The sequence below is a fragment of the Geomicrobium sediminis genome, assembly GCF_016908595.1.
Lineage (GTDB): Bacteria > Bacillota > Bacilli > Bacillales > Marinococcaceae > Geomicrobium_A > Geomicrobium_A sediminis.
The window spans coordinates 155,108-171,322 of the sequence record NZ_JAFBEC010000007.1 but is presented as its reverse complement, the minus strand read 5'-3'; the positions used below and the strand labels follow the sequence as shown (position 1 = coordinate 171,322).

Below are 16,215 nucleotides of genomic sequence, written 5' to 3'. Positions count from 1 at the left end.
TAATTTAATGTTCTCTATAACAGTAATAATATGGAAGAAAGTGGTTTTTCTAATCGCATTACGTCAATGGGAACGATGAGTTTACGCAATTTGTGATTTTAGTCATGTTTAAGGGGTATTTTTTTTGCTCTTTTACGCGATGATGTTACAATAGAGTCTAAAGGGAATTGCTTTCTAGTAGGCCCTATGCTAAAATTTCTAGCGATTAAAGACGAGGAGGGGCCAATACATGACAAAGTTCGATAAAGATAAAATTGAAACAGCGGTCCGTCATATTTTAGAAGCGATCGGTGACAATCCAGATCGTGAAGGAATTAAAGATACACCTGCTCGCGTTGCGCGCATGTACGAGGAAGTGTTTAGTGGTATAGATGAAGATCCAACGACACATTTGCAGACGGTGTTTGGAGAGGAACACGAAGAACTCGTTCTCGTGAAAGATATTACCTTCTATAGTATGTGTGAGCACCATTTATTGCCGTTTTTCGGAAAAGTACACGTCGGTTATATTCCTAAAAATGGAACTGTAACTGGGCTAAGTAAGCTAGCACGTGTTGTTGAAACGGTAACGAGAAGACCTCAACTCCAAGAAAGAATTACATCGACGGTTGCTGACGCAATGCTTGAGACACTTGAGCCACACGGTGTCATGGTAATTGTTGAAGCAGAACATATGTGTATGACGATGCGTGGAATACAAAAGCCTGGAAGTTCAACGGTAACATCTGCAGTACGTGGCGTTTTTGCAAACGATGAGTCGTCAAGACAAGAAGTACTATCGTTGATTAAAGGATAAAGGAGCGGTACTTTTGGGGCAATCGAATGATTTTTTTGTAGTTCGTGCTGAAGAAGATGGTGTGAATGTTATCGGTTTAACGAGAGGCAATACGACACGGTTTCATCATTCTGAAAAACTGGATAAAGGTGAAGTGATGATCGGGCAGTTTACGGAACACACCTCTGCCGTTAAGATAAGAGGGAAAGCCTTCATTCAGACGGGCCATGGTGAGATGTACACAGAAGGAAACTAAGCTTTGAAGTTCTTGTAACAGCCAGTATGCGTCGAGGTCGTGATTGCATGCTGGCTTTTCGATGAATTGAGCAGCGAGGTTGCATCTAAGGAAGAAGAGGATGAGACGTATGATGAATGAAAATGAGCGATATGATTACGTACACGATCGTTTTTTAAAGCTAAGTGATCACCGTTATCTACACGATCACATTACGAGAGTTTCTATTGATGAAGATAAGACGTATTTGCTAATTAACAGCATTCAAGATGACAATCTTCGAGAAGAAGAGGAAGTTAAGCGTGTGACAGCAGGTTTACTAGTAGATGCTGCGCTTACGACTCATCAATATGTACCTTTACATAATGAAAACGAACAACGTGAAAAAGAAAAGCAACTCGTCGTACTAGCAGGCGATTGGTATAGTAGCTTATATTACAGTGAGCTTTCAAAGCTTGGTGATGTAGGCCTCGTTCGTGTGTTCTCAAGGTCGATTCAGAAGACGAATAATGCGAAGATTCGTCTACATGAGCGCGGATGGAAAGACTTAGAGGAATTAGAAGAACTCATTACGACGATGGAAGCCACTCTCATTCAAAACGTAGGCATCTATTTTAATCAACGCTCGATTGCTGATTTTGCAGGTCACTTCTTAACTTATCGTCGATTGCTAGATTTAATAGAACATGCAGAACAAGATAAAGAGCCGTTTGGTTCTGCGCGCTTGTCACCACTCTTTGCAATTGAGCCGACAGATCGGGATCGTGAGAACTACATTCAAGAAATGATATCTAATTTAGAAGTCGTAGCAGCCAATGTGAAAGATCGACTGCTCGCTTCGTATCAAGACAATGAAGCAGCACTCTCAACGCAATTGAAAAAACGATTTATGGAACTTGTGAATAAGTAAAGCGCTTTAAATGGGAAGGGGAAACCTACGTGGTGAATGCGAAAGAAAAACACGTTCACGAAGTGTTTGAGTCGATTTCAACACAATACGACAAGATGAATGGTGTTATTAGTTTAAACATGCACAAATCTTGGCGTAAAGATATTATGGGAAAAATGTCAATTCCGGTAGAAGGCAAAGTGTTGGACGTTTGTTGTGGAACAGCCGATTGGACAATCGCAATTTCAGAGGAACTGGAAGGCAAAGGACAAGTCACGGGCCTTGACTTTAGCAAAAACATGTTAGAGGTCGGAAAAGAAAAAGTGAAAACCCACGGTTTAGAGAACGTGGAACTCGTTCATGGGAATGCAATGGAGTTACCGTTTGAGGACAACTCCTTTCACGTTGTGACGATTGGGTTTGGCTTAAGAAACGTACCTGATCCGCAGGTTGCGATTCAAGAGATGTACCGTGTATTAAAACCAGGGGGACAAGTCGTCTGTCTAGAGACATCGCATCCAGAAAATCCATTCTTCCGTCCGTTTTATTCGGTGTACTTTAAACAAGTGATGCCACGACTTGGTAAATTTTTCGCAAAGAGTAAAGAGGAATATCAGTGGTTGCATGATTCTACGACAACGTTTCCAAAGAAAGATGTTCTTTCCACATGGTTTTTAGACGAAGGGTTTATTGATGTGAACTTTAAAAGCTATGCTGGTGGTGCGGCAGCGGGACACTGGGGTTTTAAACCATCAGAACAAGGGGAAACTGTATGATGAGGAAACTTAAGGTTATTCTTGAGATGATCAAGTTTGAACATACCGTTTTCGCACTTCCTTTTGCCTTTTTAGGAGCGATTTTAGGAAGTTTCGTTGAAAACGGGGCTTGGCCTACACTGTGGCAATGGATTTGGATTACAGTTGCGATGGTCGGTGCAAGAAGTGCAGCGATGAGTTTGAACCGTGTGATTGATGCTGTCATTGACAAACGAAATCCAAGAACGAAGGACAGGGCCATACCGGCAGGATTACTTTCGTATACTGAAGTGACTATATTTATCGTCGTTTCGTTTGCGATGCTCTTTATCGCAGCGTTCCAGTTAAATATGCTCGCGGTGTATTTACTGCCACTTGCCGTTTTCTTTCTTGTCTTGTATTCCTATACGAAGCGGTTTACGTGGGCATGTCACTTTATTCTCGGAATGACAATTGCACTGGCTCCTCTTGGAGGGTGGGTCGGTGCAACGGGAACGATTAGTCCGGTTGCAATTCTTTTGTTCTTAGTTGTGATGTTTTGGACTGCAGGGTTTGATATTATTTATGCGACACAAGATGCAGATTATGATCGCAAAAACGGATTGCATTCTGTCCCCGCTCGTTTTGGAATCAAAAAAGCATTAATGATTGCAAGAGGGAGTCACGTAATTAGTATCGTCGCACTCGTTCTCTTATCATTAACATCGCCACTTGGATGGATCTTCTTCCTCGGCGCAATGATTTGTGCTGGAATTATGATTTATGAGCATAGTTTAGTGTCTCATAACGATTTATCGAAGGTGAATGTCGCGTTCTTTACGATGAATGGCATTATTAGCATGCTCATGCTCGCCTTTACGATTGGAGATTTTATGTTATGACGAACAAAGATCAGCGCACGTTTGCAGTCGCAATGACAGGAGCAAGCGGAGCCATTTATGGAATTCGCCTCGTTCAGACGTTGTTAGAGGAAGGACATCGAATTCATTTCCTTATGTCGAGTGCCGCTTGGCAAGTGTTCGACCAAGAAGTTGGCCTTGATATTTCAGATAAAGAGGCTTGCTTGAAGAAGCTATTTCCTTCTGGAGATTTACAAGTTCATGGAAAACAAGATTTTTCTGCACCGATTGCAAGTGGCTCATACAAGCATGACGGCATGATCGTTGTTCCGTGTTCAATGGGGACGCTATCAAAAATGGCACACGGGAATTCCGGATCTCTCTTGGAGCGTTCTGCAGATGTCACGTTGAAAGAAGGAAGACCTCTACTCATCGTACCAAGAGAAACACCGCTTCATAGCATTCACTTAGAGAATATGAAACGACTTTCTGATTTAGGAGCAGCAATTATTCCTGCGATGCCTGGGTTTTATCATCAGCCACAATCGATGGATGATTTGATTAATTTCGTCGTTGGTAAAGTTCTTGATCGTTTGAATGTAGAACATGAACTATTTAAAAGATGGGGAGAAATGTCATGATTACAGTTGGTGAGATTCTCTATACGAACGTACACCCGTTTTTCTATCATTTAAATCGTGGAAAACTAGAACATCAAGTGTCTTTCATTCCAAGCATCCCAGCGAAGTTGAATGATGCAATGGCCAAAGGTGAGATTGACGTCGGTGCCATTTCATCGTTTAGTTATGCAAAAAATCACGAGCAATATGTGTTAATGCCGAATCTCGCAGTTTCTGCAAAAGGCGAAGTCCGTTCAATTTTTCTATTTTCAAAGAAGCCAATTGAAGAATTAAACGGGTGTAATGTGGCGTTAACGCATAGTTCAGCGACGTCGATTAATCTTTTGAAATTGTTATTAAAACGTTTTTATAAGCATGAAAATGTTCGATATGAAACGGTACCACCCGTGTTTGGCGACATGATGGCTTCTTTTGATGCGTGTCTGTTAATTGGTGATGATGCAATTGAGGCAAAGCGTCACCACGGGGATTCGTTTTATGTTTATGATTTAGCAGAACGTTGGACAGCATTTACGGACTGGCCGATGACGTTTGCAGTGTTTGCAATGCGTAAAGAGAAATTGCTAGACGAACCAAATGGTATGCATGAACTCTATACCGAATGGAAAGAAAGCCGACATAAGAATGAAAAAGACCATTATGCTGAGCTTGCAAAAACGGTGACAAACGATTACGGTGGAACAGAACGTTTTTGGCAGCAATATTTTACAAACTTACGTTATCACTTCTTAGAAGAAGACCAACGAGGATTGCTTTACTTTTACCAATTGCTGCACGAAGAAGGCTTTTTAGATCAAAAAATCGATCATTTGAATGTATGGGACATTAAAACCGGCATTCACTCTATTACTTGAAGGGGACTAGATGGTCATGAAACTAGCAGACCTATATATGTATTTACGTGCTGACATTCATAAAATCGAACAAGAGATGGCAACTGCGGTTTCCAATGCCCACCCTGTTCTAAAGGATGCAACGTTACAACTTTTACAAGCAGGCGGTAAACGAATTCGACCCGTATTTGTTCTTTTAGCTGGGAAGTTCGGAGACTATGATATTCATCGCTTAAAGCACATCGGAGTATCACTTGAGCTCATTCATATGGCTTCTCTCGTGCATGATGATGTGATTGATGATGCGGAACTTCGCCGCGGACAAGAGACGGTTAAAGCGAAGTACGATAATCGCGTAGCGATGTATACAGGAGACTACATATTTGCGAAAGCGGTTGAAAGTGCGACGTTTTTTGATGATGAGCGAATTCATCAAGCGATGTCTAAAGTTATTCATGAAATGGTCATCGGGGAAATTGAACAAATTCGTTATCAATACGTTTGGGACCAAGACATTAAAACGTACTTTAGACGTATTAAACGGAAAACGGCATTGCTTATTGCAGGCAGCTGCGAACTTGGAGCAATGGCAGTTGGTGCAAGTCGCGAAGAACAACGTGCGCTCTATCGCTACGGCTATCAAGTAGGCATGGCGTATCAAATTATTGATGATGTTCTTGATTTTACAGGGACAGAAGAAGAATTAGGGAAGCCTGCAGGCGGCGATCTTTTGCAAGGGAACGTAACGTTACCAGCATTGTACGCGATGCACCATAATCCAGAGATCAAAGCGAAGATTGAATTAGCGTTCCAAGGAGAGCTTCCTAATCAAGAAGAACTCACTGAACTTCTTCAAGTGATCAAAGAGAGTGGCGGGATTGAGTACTCTAAAGCACTTAGTGAACGCTATTTAAAGAAGGCTTACGAAACGCTTGATACGTTGCCACAAATTCCAGCGGTTAAATCATTGTCTGAAATTGCGACGTATATCGGGACAAGACATTTTTAATAGGTTTAAACTCTTTTAAAGAGATGATATACTATAATGCGGGTAGTTTACCCGACTTTTACGAGATCGAACAATAGAGGAGTGCACTGTACATGGAACAATCATTTATTATGGTAAAACCTGACGGCGTAAAACGTCAGTTAATCGGAGAAATTGTAAGCCGTTTTGAAGCGCGTGGTTACACGCTTAAAGAAGCAAAACTAATGACAATCCCTAAAGAAACTGCTGAAGCTCATTACGGTGAGCATAGCGACAAGCCTTTCTTCGGTGAGCTTGTTGACTTCATTACTTCTGGTCCTGCATTCGCAATGATCTGGGAAGGCGAGAACGTGATCTCTAACGCTCGTACGATGATGGGTTCAACAAACCCGAAAGATGCAGCTCCAGGAACAATTCGCGGAGACTTCGCAACAAACCTTGGTCAAAACGTAATTCACGGTTCTGACTCTCCTGAGAGCGCTGAGCGTGAGATTTCACTATTCTTCGGTAAATAAAGAAGTAAACCGGTCAATTAACGTTGGCCGGTTTTTACTATAAGGAGACCTTCATGCATGAAGATTACAACGTCTTTGTAAAACGTGTACATCATAAGTACGGAATTGATTTGTCTTTGTACAAACAAAAACAAATGATGAGAAGAACTCGTTCATTTTATGAGCGGTATGGGTTTTTATCGTATGAGGATTTCTTTATGTTAGGATTAACTGTGGACGGTGAGATGGAGAAACGTTTCATTGATCGGATAACCATTAACGTATCTGAATTTTACCGAAATCGCGAACGCTGGATGGATCTTCGCCGCCTAGTATTGCCTGAATTAGTAGCTCAAAACGAAGCGTTAACCATTTGGAGTGCAGCCTGTTCTACTGGTGAAGAAGCGTACACGTTACGTACACTTTTCAGTGACCAACCTAAACGAGATATAAAGATTATAGCAACAGATATTGATGAGTTAGTTTTGTTAAAAGCAAAACGTGCGACCTATTCGTCTAAATCGCTACGCGAGCTGTTGCCCCATGAAGTGACAGAGTATTTTAATAATGAGGGTGACAATTATACGGTCAAAGACCGTTATCGTAAGTCGGTCACGTTTTCAAAGCACGATCTTCTAAATGATCGGTATATGAAGGGCGTACACTTAATCACTTGCCGAAATGTCTTGATCTATTTCACTGAAGAGGCAAAAGATCGCATTCTAAAACGTTTTGTGTCATCGTTAACAGACGGAGGGTTTCTGTTCGTTGGTAGTACAGAGCAGATATTTTCGCCAGAGCGCTATGGTTTAGAAACATACGGTTCATTTATCTATCGGAAAACACCACTTCACGAGCAATAATCGCTATGCTATAATTTAATACATAAAAGCATTAAAGAAAAAGAATGTGCGAACGTAACGGGGGTAGGAAAATGCGCTTTTTAACAGCTGGAGAGTCACACGGACCTGGATTGACAACGATTATTGAAGGTGTACCAGCACACTTGCCGCTAACACAAGAAGACATTAACGTTGAATTGAAACGACGTCAAGGCGGTCATGGTCGTGGAAGAAGAATGAAGATCGAAAAGGATTTAGTAACGATCACAAGCGGTGTGCGTCACGGCATGACAACAGGAGCTCCAATTGCACTCACAGTCACCAATGACGATTACGTCCATTGGGAACAAGTAATGAGTGCAGAACCTTTAAAAGCAGAAGATGAGCACCGTGTGCAAACGAAAACGATTACGCGCCCAAGACCTGGGCATGCGGATCTAAACGGTGCAATTAAATACAATCATCGTGATATGAGAAACATTCTTGAGCGTTCTTCAGCTCGTGAAACGACGATGCGCGTGGCGGTTGGTAGTGTTGCTAAAAAGCTTCTTAAAGAGCTTGGCATTACGGTTGGCGTTCATGTTGTAAACATCGGTGGTGTGAAGGCGAGTGGAACGTATCAATCCATTGATGAACTCATCGAGCGTGCAGAAGCTTCAGCAGTTCGTTGTATTGATGAAGAAGCTTCTGAACAAATGAAGACAGCGATTGATGAAGCGAAGAAAAATGGTGATTCGATCGGCGGCGTTGTACAAGTCGTTGCAACGGGTATGCCACAAGGTGTTGGTAGTCATGTACATTACGATCGCAAGCTTGATGGTAAAATTGCCGGAGCTGTAATGAGCATTAACGCGTTTAAAGGAGTCGAAGTAGGGATTGGCTTTGAAGCGGCCAACTTACCAGGTAGCCAAGTGCACGATGAGATTTACTGGAATGAGGATGAAGGCTATAAGCGTTCGACGAATCGTCTCGGTGGTTTTGAAGGTGGAATGACGACGGGAATGCCGATTGTGATTAACGGTGTGATGAAACCAATTCCAACACTTTACAAACCATTAAAAAGTGTCGATATCGACTCTAAAGAAACGTTTGAAGCGTCAATTGAGCGTTCAGATAGTTGTGCAGTTCCAGCAGCGGCGGTCGTTTGCGAAAATGTCGTGGCGTTTGAATTAGCAAACAGTCTATTAGAAATGTTTAGTGCCGACCGGTTTGATCGCTTGAAAGAACAAATAGATGCACACATTGAAGAAGCGAGCCGTTTCTAATGGAAATGCTCACGATAAAGACGACGCACCAAAGCTATCCAATTTTTCTAGGTGAACAGCTTTTACAAGAAGCTGAACCGATTTTAGAACGTATTTATGGGTCACAAAAGAAGCGGCTGTTTGTCATTACTGACACGACGGTCGCTCCCTTATATCTCGATCAATTAAAAAGAAACCTTACGGTACATCAGATTGTCGGAACATTTGTGATTCCTGCTGGAGAAGCTTCGAAAAGTTTCGAGATGTATAGTCAAGCGATGACCGCCATGCTTGAAGCAAAACTAGAACGGAGTAGCGTAGTCATTGCGCTAGGTGGGGGAGTAGTCGGCGATCTTGCTGGTTTTCTTGCGAGTACGTATATGCGTGGAATTTCATTTGTGCAAATGCCTACGACGCTTTTAGCACACGACAGCAGTGTTGGCGGCAAAACAGGAATCAATCATCCTCTCGGAAAGAATCTGATCGGTGCATTCCATCAGCCAGATGCTGTTATTTATGATTTGTCATTACTTGAATCGTTACCGAAGCGAGAGTGGTTATCAGGCTTTGGTGAAGTATTAAAGCATGGTTATATCGGGGATCAAGAACTACTTGATCATGTGCAAAACACAGGTGTTACGAACATCACTGCAAGTGTGCTTCGTAAAAGCATTGCTGTAAAGGCGAAGATTGTTGAAGCTGACGAGCGTGAAAAAGGCGTCCGTGCGCATTTGAACTTTGGTCACACCATTGCTCATGCACTCGAACAGGTGAGTGGATATGGCGCATTAACACACGGTGAAGCAGTCGTGAATGGTATGGCTTTTTCATTGTACTTGTCAAAACGTCTTTATCCATCACTGCCAATTCATATGGAAGATGAGTTGGATCAGTTTCAAAAGCTAGGTTACTCATTTTTGCCCCTGAAAACGATGGACGTTAGGCTCATGATTGAATCGATGTTAACCGATAAGAAAAATACAGATTCTCAAATTGCCGACGTGATCTTGGTAGAACCTCAAAAACCGAGTGTTATTTTGTTAGCGAAAGAAGAGTTTGAAACCTACTTAAATCAATTCAAAGGGGAGCATTTTTCGTGATGAGAGGAATTCGCGGAGCTACGACCGTAAAGGAAAATGATGCAGAGAGCATTTGGGAAGAGACGAGAAAGTGTCTAGAAGAAATGGTGACTGAAAATAATGTGTTGCCAAGCGATGTTGCTCACATTTGGTTTACAGTTACCGAAGAGATCAATGCAGCGTTTCCAGCAAAAGCAACACGTATGCTTGAAAGTGAAGAGTGGAAATATGTCCCGGTTATGTGTGCGACTGAAATTCCCGTGCCAAGCGGGTTAAAGCGTTGCATTCGCATTATGATGACTGTGAATACGGACGTTCCTGCGAGTGAAATCGTTCACGTGTTTCATAATGAAGCGATTCAACTCCGCCCTGATTTAGCACAAAAAGATTGACAAAAATGTATGAAACACATACGCTAGGTACTAAGTTTAGATTGAGTTTTAGTTGAGAATGCGTAGAGACGCATAATGTTTTATCAAAGAGCCGAGAAGAGTTGAGCGGAGTTTAGTTGAGTAGAGCAGAGGTAGATGATGATTAAATGCTGCTCATCCGTCGATTTGATTGGATGAGTTTTTTCTTTTTTCCCCTCTTGTTTTTTCAAACCCCTCCGACACTTCTCTAAGAGAGGTGCAGCCAAATGAATAGTACGTTAACGGATTTTCTAGAAGAATGTGACCGTTATCGTCTTGTCCCTGTTGTGAAGCGAATGTTCGCAGACACAACTACTCCTATCCAAATCTTTCAACGATTTCAAGAAGAAGCGGTTTTTCTTCTTGAAAGCAATGCAGAAACATCGAAATGGTCACGCTTCTCCTTTGTCGGATTAAACGTCAATTACGAGTTAATCGAAAAAGAAGAGCAGTTTTATTTCCAAAGTAATGATGAAGTCATTTCGAGTAGCGACAACTTTGTTTCTGTATGGAAAGATGTTTTCCGTTATTTAAACCCTTCACCAGCAACAAAAACCAACTTACCTTTTCCAGGCGGTGCGGTCGGCGTCTTGCCGTATGACAGCATTGGCCACTTTGAGAAAACAGCAAAACGAGCAGATGCGAATGAACCGATTCACTTTTTATTTTGTCAAACGCTTCTAGCGTATGACCATCAAACAGCAGAATTAATGATTGTTCATTACGTTGATAGTGACAATTCTGATTCATTAGAAGAGCTTTATGAAGAAGCGAATGTGTATATAGAGCGTTTAGTTAAACAGCTGAGTGAGCCGAAGGAAGCGGATTTCCAACCTGATTTTCCCGTACGCGTGAAACCGAATTGGTCAACCATTTCTTCAAACTTCGAGAAAGAGCAGTTTCTAACATCCGTTAACAAAGTGAAAGATTACATCGTTGCAGGTGACGTGTTCCAAGCGGTGATCTCACAAAGATTCCAATATGAAACCGACATTTCACCATTTCTCGTTTACCGTGTGTTGCGTCAGATGAATCCTTCTCCTTATCTATTTTTTATCCGCCTCGGTACTAAAACCGTCGTCGGTAGCTCCCCAGAGAAGTTAGTCGGAGTAGGCAAAGAAGGAGTAGAGATTCATCCGATTGCCGGAACGAGAAAAAGAGGCGCAACAGAAGCTCAAGATGATGCTTTGAAACTAGAAATGCTCAAATCTGAGAAAGAACGTGCCGAACATCAAATGCTGATTGATCTCGCTCGCAATGATGTCGGACGTGTCGCTCAATTTGGCAGTGTCCACGTGCCGAAGATGATGGAAGTCGGAGTGTACTCTCATGTGATGCACTTAGTTTCAATCGTTAAAGGGAAGTTACGTAACGACATTCATCCAATGGAGGCACTCATTGCAGGCTATCCTGCTGGCACGTTGTCTGGTGCTCCGAAAGTAAGGGCAATGGAAATTTTAAATGAGTTAGAGCCAACGAACCGAGGGCTCTATGCAGGCGGAATCTTGTACATGAGCTACAACGAAGAAATCGATTCTTGCATTGCGATTCGAACGGTTGTTTTTGAAGAGGGAGTGGCAACTGTCCAAGCGGGTGCCGGTGTTGTTGCTGACTCCGTTCCTGAAGAGGAATATGAAGAGTCGATCAACAAAGCATCAGCTTTATTCAGCGCGATTCAAACTGCGGAGACGATGTTGGAAAAAGGGGCGATCACCGGTGATTAAACGTATGCTAAATAAAATGATTGAAGGCGAAACGTTATCAGAGCTCGAGGCAGAAGCAGTGATGCAAGAGGTGATGGGTGGAGAAGCAGAGCCAACTCAAGTCGCTAGCTTACTAACAATGATGCGTTTACGTGGTGAAACGGTTGAAGAACTAACAGGGTTTGCGAAAGCGATGAGAGATTTAAGCAAACACGTAGATTTAGGAACACACAACGTCCTTGATACGTGTGGGACGGGTGGAGACGGCCATTCTACGTTTAACATTTCAACCGCGGCTGCGATTGGACTTAGTGCGTGTGGTATTCAAGTAGCCAAACACGGCAACCGATTCGTTTCATCGAAAAGCGGCAGTGCGGATGTGCTTGAGAAATTAAACGTCCCAATTGCCAATGATCACAGCGAAGCAAAACAAATTCTTGCAACACAACAGCTCGTATTTTTGTTCGCACCTTTATTTCATACGGCAATGAAACATGTTGCGCCGATCCGCAAGAATCTCGGGTTTCGTACCGTATTTAATGTATTAGGTCCGTTAACGAATCCAGCACGTGCAAACTATCAAGTTGTCGGTGTATGGGACGCTGAATACGGAAAGAAAATGGCTCACGTACTAAAGCGACTCGGTACGAAACGGGCATTGTTTGTAACCGGTGAAGACGGTATGGATGAAATGACGATCACAGGTGCTACCTATGTCACTGAGTTAAATGAGGGGAACATTACGTCTTATACTGCAACACCTGAAATGTTCGGGTTGAAGCGTGCATCTTTAGAAGCGATTGAAGCAAAAACAATCAATGATAGTGCACAGATCATTCAAAGCATCTTTGACGGCACGTCAACAACCGGAGCACACGACATTCTCGTTTTAAATATGGCTGCAGGACTTTACGTAACGGGTGAAGCGAAAAGCATACAAGAAGGTGTATCGATTGCAAATGAAGCGATAAATAGTAAATCAGCACTCGCTCAATTACAACAATTACGTGAGGAGGAGAAAGCACATGCTTGAACAAATTATCGCAAAGAAACGTGAACTGATAAAAACGCTACCCGCACAATTTGAACGGCAAGAAAAACCGACACGTGGATTTTATCAAGCGTTAAAAGACGGTAAGGAACAGACGGGTGTCGGTTTAATTGCTGAAATAAAACGTGCGTCTCCTTCCAAAGGTGATTTAGCATTAGGAATGGACATTTTGTCTCAAGCAAAGCTGTATGAATCAGGTGGGGCAGATACAATTTCGGTATTAACAGACACGCCTTTTTTTAAAGGGACAAATCAAGACTTACAAGTCGTAAAAGCGGTCACGAACATTCCTGTTCTTCGAAAAGACTTCATCATCGATGAGCGGCAAATCTTTGAAAGTGCTTCGATTGGGGCCGATGCGATTTTATTAATTGCAGCGGTCTTAGATGGCAAACAAATTGAAGCGTATACGAAAATTGCAACTGACCTCGGACTTGACGTTTTAGTTGAGGTTCATAATTTGGAAGAACTAGAGGAAGTGTTGGCCTATAGCAGTCCTCGTTTACTTGGTGTTAACAACCGTGATTTGAAGACATTTCAAACATCACTGGACGTAACAGAGCAGTTAGTCAAACATATTCCGAAAGAATGTTTCGTTGTTAGTGAGAGCGGTATTCATAAAAAGCAAGATGTAGAGCAAGTTGTGCAAGCAGGTGCAGATGCAATGTTAGTCGGTGAGCATCTCGTCACGAACGGTTCACCAACAGAGACAATCCCTCAATTAAAAGAAGGTGCCATTCATGCAAACTTACGTTAAATATTGCGGGTTACGCTCGAGTGAAGATGTGAAAAATGCTTATTTGTCCGGTGCGAATGGATTAGGATTTGTGTTTGCAAACAGCAAACGTCAAGTGCAAGCGATAGACGTTGCTGAATGGATGAAAGACGGCCCGTACGCCTTTTGTGAAACGTTCGCAGTGCTTGTGAACCCTAAAGAGGAAGACGTTCATGAGCTACTTGAAACGGTTGATTTTGATGTTTTGCAATTTCACGGTGAAGAAACTGTAAGTTTCATTAAAGACATTCAGAAAAAAACAGAGAAACATGTCGTAAAAGCACTTCGTCACGATCGGAATACACTTGATTTAATGAGTGCGTATGCGCCTGTTGTTGATGGTTTTATCGTAGATGCAGGCACGAAAACCGAGCGAGGTGGTACTGGGCAAACGTTTGATTGGAAAAAGGCACCCACGTATATTCACTTTGCAAAACAATTAAATGTACCACTGTATATCGCAGGTGGTGTTCATGAACACAACGTACAACAATTGCTAGAAATGCAACCAGATGGCATCGACGTGTCGAGTGGTATTGAAACTGAAGGTAAAAAAGACGATATAAAAATGAAAAGCATCATGAGGCAGGTGGGAGATTATGCAACAGTCTTATCCGGATCATAAAGGAAGATACGGCCCCTTCGGGGGGAAGTACGTTCCAGAAACAGTGATGGCAGCTCTTGAAGAACTAGAAGCAGGTCTTAAAGAAGCGCTTGTAGATGACGCTTTTTTAGCAGAATATGAAGAAGTTTTAAAAGAATATGCAGGACGAGAAACGCCTCTAACGTATGCGAAACGACTTTCAGAAACAGTTGGAGGCGCGAAGATTTATTTGAAGCGTGAAGATTTGCTCCACACTGGTGCGCACAAAATTAACAATGCCATCGGACAAGCGCTACTCGCAAAGCGAATGGGCAAAACAAAGATCGTCGCAGAAACTGGAGCTGGTCAGCACGGTGTGGCTACAGCAACTGTCGCTGCGAAATATGGCCTTGAGTGCAAGATTTTTATGGGTGAGAAAGACATGGAGCGTCAAAAGCTTAATGTCTTTCGTATGGAATTGCTAGGAGCAGAAGTCGTTCCAGCAACAAGCGGATCAAAGACGCTAAAAGATGCAACGAACGAAGCCATTCGCTATTGGGTGTCTCACGTTGATGACACGATGTATTTAATCGGCTCGGTCGTTGGACCACACCCGTATCCTTACATGGTTCGAGAATTTCAACGGGTAATTGGTGACGAAGCGAAACGACAAATGGAACAATTACCAGATGCCGTCGTTGCGTGTGTCGGTGGAGGTAGCAATGCAATTGGTATGTTTACAAGTTTTCTTGATGAACCTACTGTTCAGTTGTATGGTGCTGAAGCTGGAGGAAAAGGAATTGAAACGCCTGAACATGCGGCAACACTATCAAAAGGTGATCGTGGGGTCATCCATGGGTCGTTAACGTATTTGATTCAAGATGAACACGGTCAAATTATAGAACCGTATTCCATCTCTGCCGGCTTAGATTATCCAGGCATCGGTCCTGAGCACGCTTACTTGAAAGATGAAGAGCGGGTACACTACGAAGCGATTACCGATGCTGAAGCGATTGATGCGTTAGTGAAGTTAACGCAAACAGAGGGGATCTTACCAGCTATTGAAAGTGCGCACGCCGTTGCGTTAGCGTTGAAGACAGCAAGTACGATGACGAGTGATCAATCTGTTCTTATTTGTTTATCAGGTCGTGGAGACAAAGACGTTGATACGATTCGTGGCGTATTGAGTGATGATAAAGGGGGAGAGTCATGATGAACCGAGTTGAGGCAGCAGCGAACACCAATAACCAATTGTTTATCCCCTATATCGTTGCAGGTGACCCTACGATAGAAGTGACGATTGATCTCGCCCGAGTGCTTGAAGAGTCAGGTGCCCATATTCTCGAATTAGGTGTACCTTATTCAGATCCATTAGCGGACGGTCCTGTCATTCAAGCTGCTGCCAATCGTTCCTTACAAGAAGGCACGTCGTTGCAGACAGTCATTGATACAGTACGGCAAATCCGAGCAGCGGGAATCCGAATTCCAATCGTATTGTTTTGTTACGTTAATCCAATTTTAAAGTATGGCCTACACGACGCAGTGAAAGCCGCGAGTGAGGCAGGAGTCGACGGTTGGCTCGTCCCTGACCTTCCATATGAAGAAAATGATGAGATGAAGAAAACGTGCAATGAATATGGCAATGTCTTGATTTCACTCGTCGCTCCAACATCGAATGAACGTGTCAAACGGATCGCTAAAGAAGCACAAGGCTTTTTGTACTGTGTTTCGAGCTTAGGAGTCACGGGAGTACGAGAAGAGTTCGATCATAGGCTAGATACGTTTATTACAGCCGCAAGCGAGTCAAGTAGCGTGCCCCTTGCAGTTGGATTTGGTGTTTCTAAACGAGAACATGTCGCTCGCTTGCATACACAAGGGTACGGAGCGGTTGTCGGTTCGAGAATAGTTAAGGAAATTGAAAAATATGAAACGATGTTACGTGATCCTAATCAACGATCAAAAGCGCTTTTACAAATAAAAACATTTGTTCAATCGCTCGTTTCATCGTAAAATAGAACAAATACAAAAGTGAGGAGAATTTCTTCTCACTTTTTAATTCTTAGGTACGTGGAAGGTGAT

General features: G+C 42.7%; 19 protein-coding genes. All 19 read left to right on the top strand.

Annotated elements, in window-relative coordinates; translation table 11 throughout:
• Window positions 1-229 precede the first annotated feature (229 nt).
• The 19 genes from folE (at window position 230) to trpA (ending at window position 16,146) form a co-directional block, all read left to right on the top strand.
• A complete protein-coding gene (gene folE, locus JOD17_RS12780) occupies window positions 230-796 on the top strand; it encodes a GTP cyclohydrolase I FolE (RefSeq protein WP_204698246.1) in 567 nt (188 codons plus the stop codon).
• A gap of 13 nt (window positions 797-809) precedes the next feature.
• The gene (gene mtrB / locus JOD17_RS12775) at window positions 810-1,031 is read left to right on the top strand and encodes a trp RNA-binding attenuation protein MtrB (protein WP_042359171.1); all 222 of its coding nucleotides are present in this window, start codon (window positions 810-812) and stop codon (window positions 1,029-1,031) included.
• Window positions 1,032-1,140: 109 nt separating this feature from the next.
• Complete coding sequence (locus JOD17_RS12770) at window positions 1,141-1,920, top strand: heptaprenyl diphosphate synthase component 1 (RefSeq protein WP_204698244.1); 780 nt, start codon at window positions 1,141-1,143, stop codon at window positions 1,918-1,920.
• 29 nt (window positions 1,921-1,949) lie between these two features.
• Window positions 1,950-2,675: a demethylmenaquinone methyltransferase gene (locus JOD17_RS12765; RefSeq protein WP_204698242.1), complete on the top strand. Its 726-nt coding sequence runs from the start codon at window positions 1,950-1,952 to the stop codon at window positions 2,673-2,675.
• Window positions 2,672-3,535 (top strand): UbiA-like polyprenyltransferase, encoded by an 864-nt coding sequence (locus JOD17_RS12760; protein WP_204698240.1) that lies wholly within the window; start codon window positions 2,672-2,674, stop codon window positions 3,533-3,535. The genes JOD17_RS12765 and JOD17_RS12760 overlap by 4 nt, the downstream gene beginning before the upstream one ends.
• Window positions 3,532-4,134, top strand: a complete 603-nt coding sequence (locus JOD17_RS12755; RefSeq protein WP_204698237.1) for a UbiX family flavin prenyltransferase — start codon at window positions 3,532-3,534, stop codon at window positions 4,132-4,134. The genes JOD17_RS12760 and JOD17_RS12755 overlap by 4 nt, the downstream gene beginning before the upstream one ends.
• The gene (locus tag JOD17_RS12750) at window positions 4,131-4,988 is read left to right on the top strand and encodes a menaquinone biosynthesis protein (protein WP_204698234.1); all 858 of its coding nucleotides are present in this window, start codon (window positions 4,131-4,133) and stop codon (window positions 4,986-4,988) included. The genes JOD17_RS12755 and JOD17_RS12750 overlap by 4 nt, the downstream gene beginning before the upstream one ends.
• A gap of 16 nt (window positions 4,989-5,004) precedes the next feature.
• A complete protein-coding gene (hepT, locus tag JOD17_RS12745; protein WP_204698230.1) occupies window positions 5,005-5,976 on the top strand; it encodes a heptaprenyl diphosphate synthase component II in 972 nt (323 codons plus the stop codon).
• A 92-nt stretch (window positions 5,977-6,068) separates the two neighbouring features.
• Window positions 6,069-6,470 (top strand): nucleoside-diphosphate kinase, encoded by a 402-nt coding sequence (gene ndk, locus JOD17_RS12740; RefSeq protein ID WP_042413831.1) that lies wholly within the window; start codon window positions 6,069-6,071, stop codon window positions 6,468-6,470.
• A 53-nt stretch (window positions 6,471-6,523) separates the two neighbouring features.
• A complete protein-coding gene (locus JOD17_RS12735) occupies window positions 6,524-7,312 on the top strand; it encodes a CheR family methyltransferase (protein WP_204698227.1) in 789 nt (262 codons plus the stop codon).
• A gap of 71 nt (window positions 7,313-7,383) precedes the next feature.
• Entirely contained in the window at window positions 7,384-8,556 is a 1,173-nt protein-coding gene (gene aroC, locus JOD17_RS12730; RefSeq protein WP_042359181.1) for a chorismate synthase, read from the top strand.
• Window positions 8,556-9,635 carry a 3-dehydroquinate synthase gene (gene aroB / locus JOD17_RS12725; RefSeq protein ID WP_204698224.1) on the top strand — a complete coding sequence of 360 codons (1,080 nt, stop codon included), beginning with the start codon at window positions 8,556-8,558 and terminating at the stop codon, window positions 9,633-9,635. Before aroC ends, aroB begins: the two co-directional genes overlap by 1 nt.
• Window positions 9,635-10,006 carry a chorismate mutase gene (gene aroH / locus JOD17_RS12720; protein ID WP_204698354.1) on the top strand — a complete coding sequence of 124 codons (372 nt, stop codon included), beginning with the start codon at window positions 9,635-9,637 and terminating at the stop codon, window positions 10,004-10,006. Before aroB ends, aroH begins: the two co-directional genes overlap by 1 nt.
• Before the next feature lie 245 nt (window positions 10,007-10,251).
• A complete protein-coding gene (gene trpE / locus JOD17_RS12715; RefSeq protein ID WP_204698221.1) occupies window positions 10,252-11,748 on the top strand; it encodes an anthranilate synthase component I in 1,497 nt (498 codons plus the stop codon).
• On the top strand, window positions 11,741-12,760 hold the full coding sequence (trpD, locus tag JOD17_RS12710; RefSeq protein WP_204698219.1) for an anthranilate phosphoribosyltransferase: 1,020 nt from the start codon (window positions 11,741-11,743) through the stop codon (window positions 12,758-12,760). The genes trpE and trpD overlap by 8 nt, the downstream gene beginning before the upstream one ends.
• The gene (gene trpC, locus JOD17_RS12705; RefSeq protein ID WP_204698217.1) at window positions 12,753-13,535 is read left to right on the top strand and encodes an indole-3-glycerol phosphate synthase TrpC; all 783 of its coding nucleotides are present in this window, start codon (window positions 12,753-12,755) and stop codon (window positions 13,533-13,535) included. The genes trpD and trpC overlap by 8 nt, the downstream gene beginning before the upstream one ends.
• Window positions 13,519-14,178: a phosphoribosylanthranilate isomerase gene (locus JOD17_RS12700; protein WP_204698215.1), complete on the top strand. Its 660-nt coding sequence runs from the start codon at window positions 13,519-13,521 to the stop codon at window positions 14,176-14,178. The genes trpC and JOD17_RS12700 overlap by 17 nt, the downstream gene beginning before the upstream one ends.
• Window positions 14,153-15,349: a tryptophan synthase subunit beta gene (trpB, locus tag JOD17_RS12695; RefSeq protein ID WP_204698214.1), complete on the top strand. Its 1,197-nt coding sequence runs from the start codon at window positions 14,153-14,155 to the stop codon at window positions 15,347-15,349. The genes JOD17_RS12700 and trpB overlap by 26 nt, the downstream gene beginning before the upstream one ends.
• Entirely contained in the window at window positions 15,346-16,146 is an 801-nt protein-coding gene (gene trpA / locus JOD17_RS12690; protein ID WP_338028792.1) for a tryptophan synthase subunit alpha, read from the top strand. Before trpB ends, trpA begins: the two co-directional genes overlap by 4 nt.
• Window positions 16,147-16,215: the final 69 nt, after the last annotated feature.

Coding starts and splice junctions, on each gene's coding strand:
- folE (WP_204698246.1), top strand. CDS start 230: ATGACAAAGTTCGATAAAGATAAAATTGAAACAGCGGTCCGTCATATT.
- JOD17_RS12770 (WP_204698244.1), top strand. CDS start 1,141: ATGATGAATGAAAATGAGCGATATGATTACGTACACGATCGTTTTTTA.
- JOD17_RS12760 (WP_204698240.1), top strand. CDS start 2,672: ATGATGAGGAAACTTAAGGTTATTCTTGAGATGATCAAGTTTGAACAT.
- JOD17_RS12755 (WP_204698237.1), top strand. CDS start 3,532: ATGACGAACAAAGATCAGCGCACGTTTGCAGTCGCAATGACAGGAGCA.
- JOD17_RS12750 (WP_204698234.1), top strand. CDS start 4,131: ATGATTACAGTTGGTGAGATTCTCTATACGAACGTACACCCGTTTTTC.
- hepT (WP_204698230.1), top strand. CDS start 5,005: ATGAAACTAGCAGACCTATATATGTATTTACGTGCTGACATTCATAAA.
- ndk (WP_042413831.1), top strand. CDS start 6,069: ATGGAACAATCATTTATTATGGTAAAACCTGACGGCGTAAAACGTCAG.
- JOD17_RS12735 (WP_204698227.1), top strand. CDS start 6,524: ATGCATGAAGATTACAACGTCTTTGTAAAACGTGTACATCATAAGTAC.
- aroC (WP_042359181.1), top strand. CDS start 7,384: ATGCGCTTTTTAACAGCTGGAGAGTCACACGGACCTGGATTGACAACG.
- aroB (WP_204698224.1), top strand. CDS start 8,556: ATGGAAATGCTCACGATAAAGACGACGCACCAAAGCTATCCAATTTTT.
- aroH (WP_204698354.1), top strand. CDS start 9,635: ATGAGAGGAATTCGCGGAGCTACGACCGTAAAGGAAAATGATGCAGAG.
- trpE (WP_204698221.1), top strand. CDS start 10,252: ATGAATAGTACGTTAACGGATTTTCTAGAAGAATGTGACCGTTATCGT.
- trpC (WP_204698217.1), top strand. CDS start 12,753: ATGCTTGAACAAATTATCGCAAAGAAACGTGAACTGATAAAAACGCTA.
- JOD17_RS12700 (WP_204698215.1), top strand. CDS start 13,519: ATGCAAACTTACGTTAAATATTGCGGGTTACGCTCGAGTGAAGATGTG.
- trpB (WP_204698214.1), top strand. CDS start 14,153: ATGCAACAGTCTTATCCGGATCATAAAGGAAGATACGGCCCCTTCGGG.
- trpA (WP_338028792.1), top strand. CDS start 15,346: ATGATGAACCGAGTTGAGGCAGCAGCGAACACCAATAACCAATTGTTT.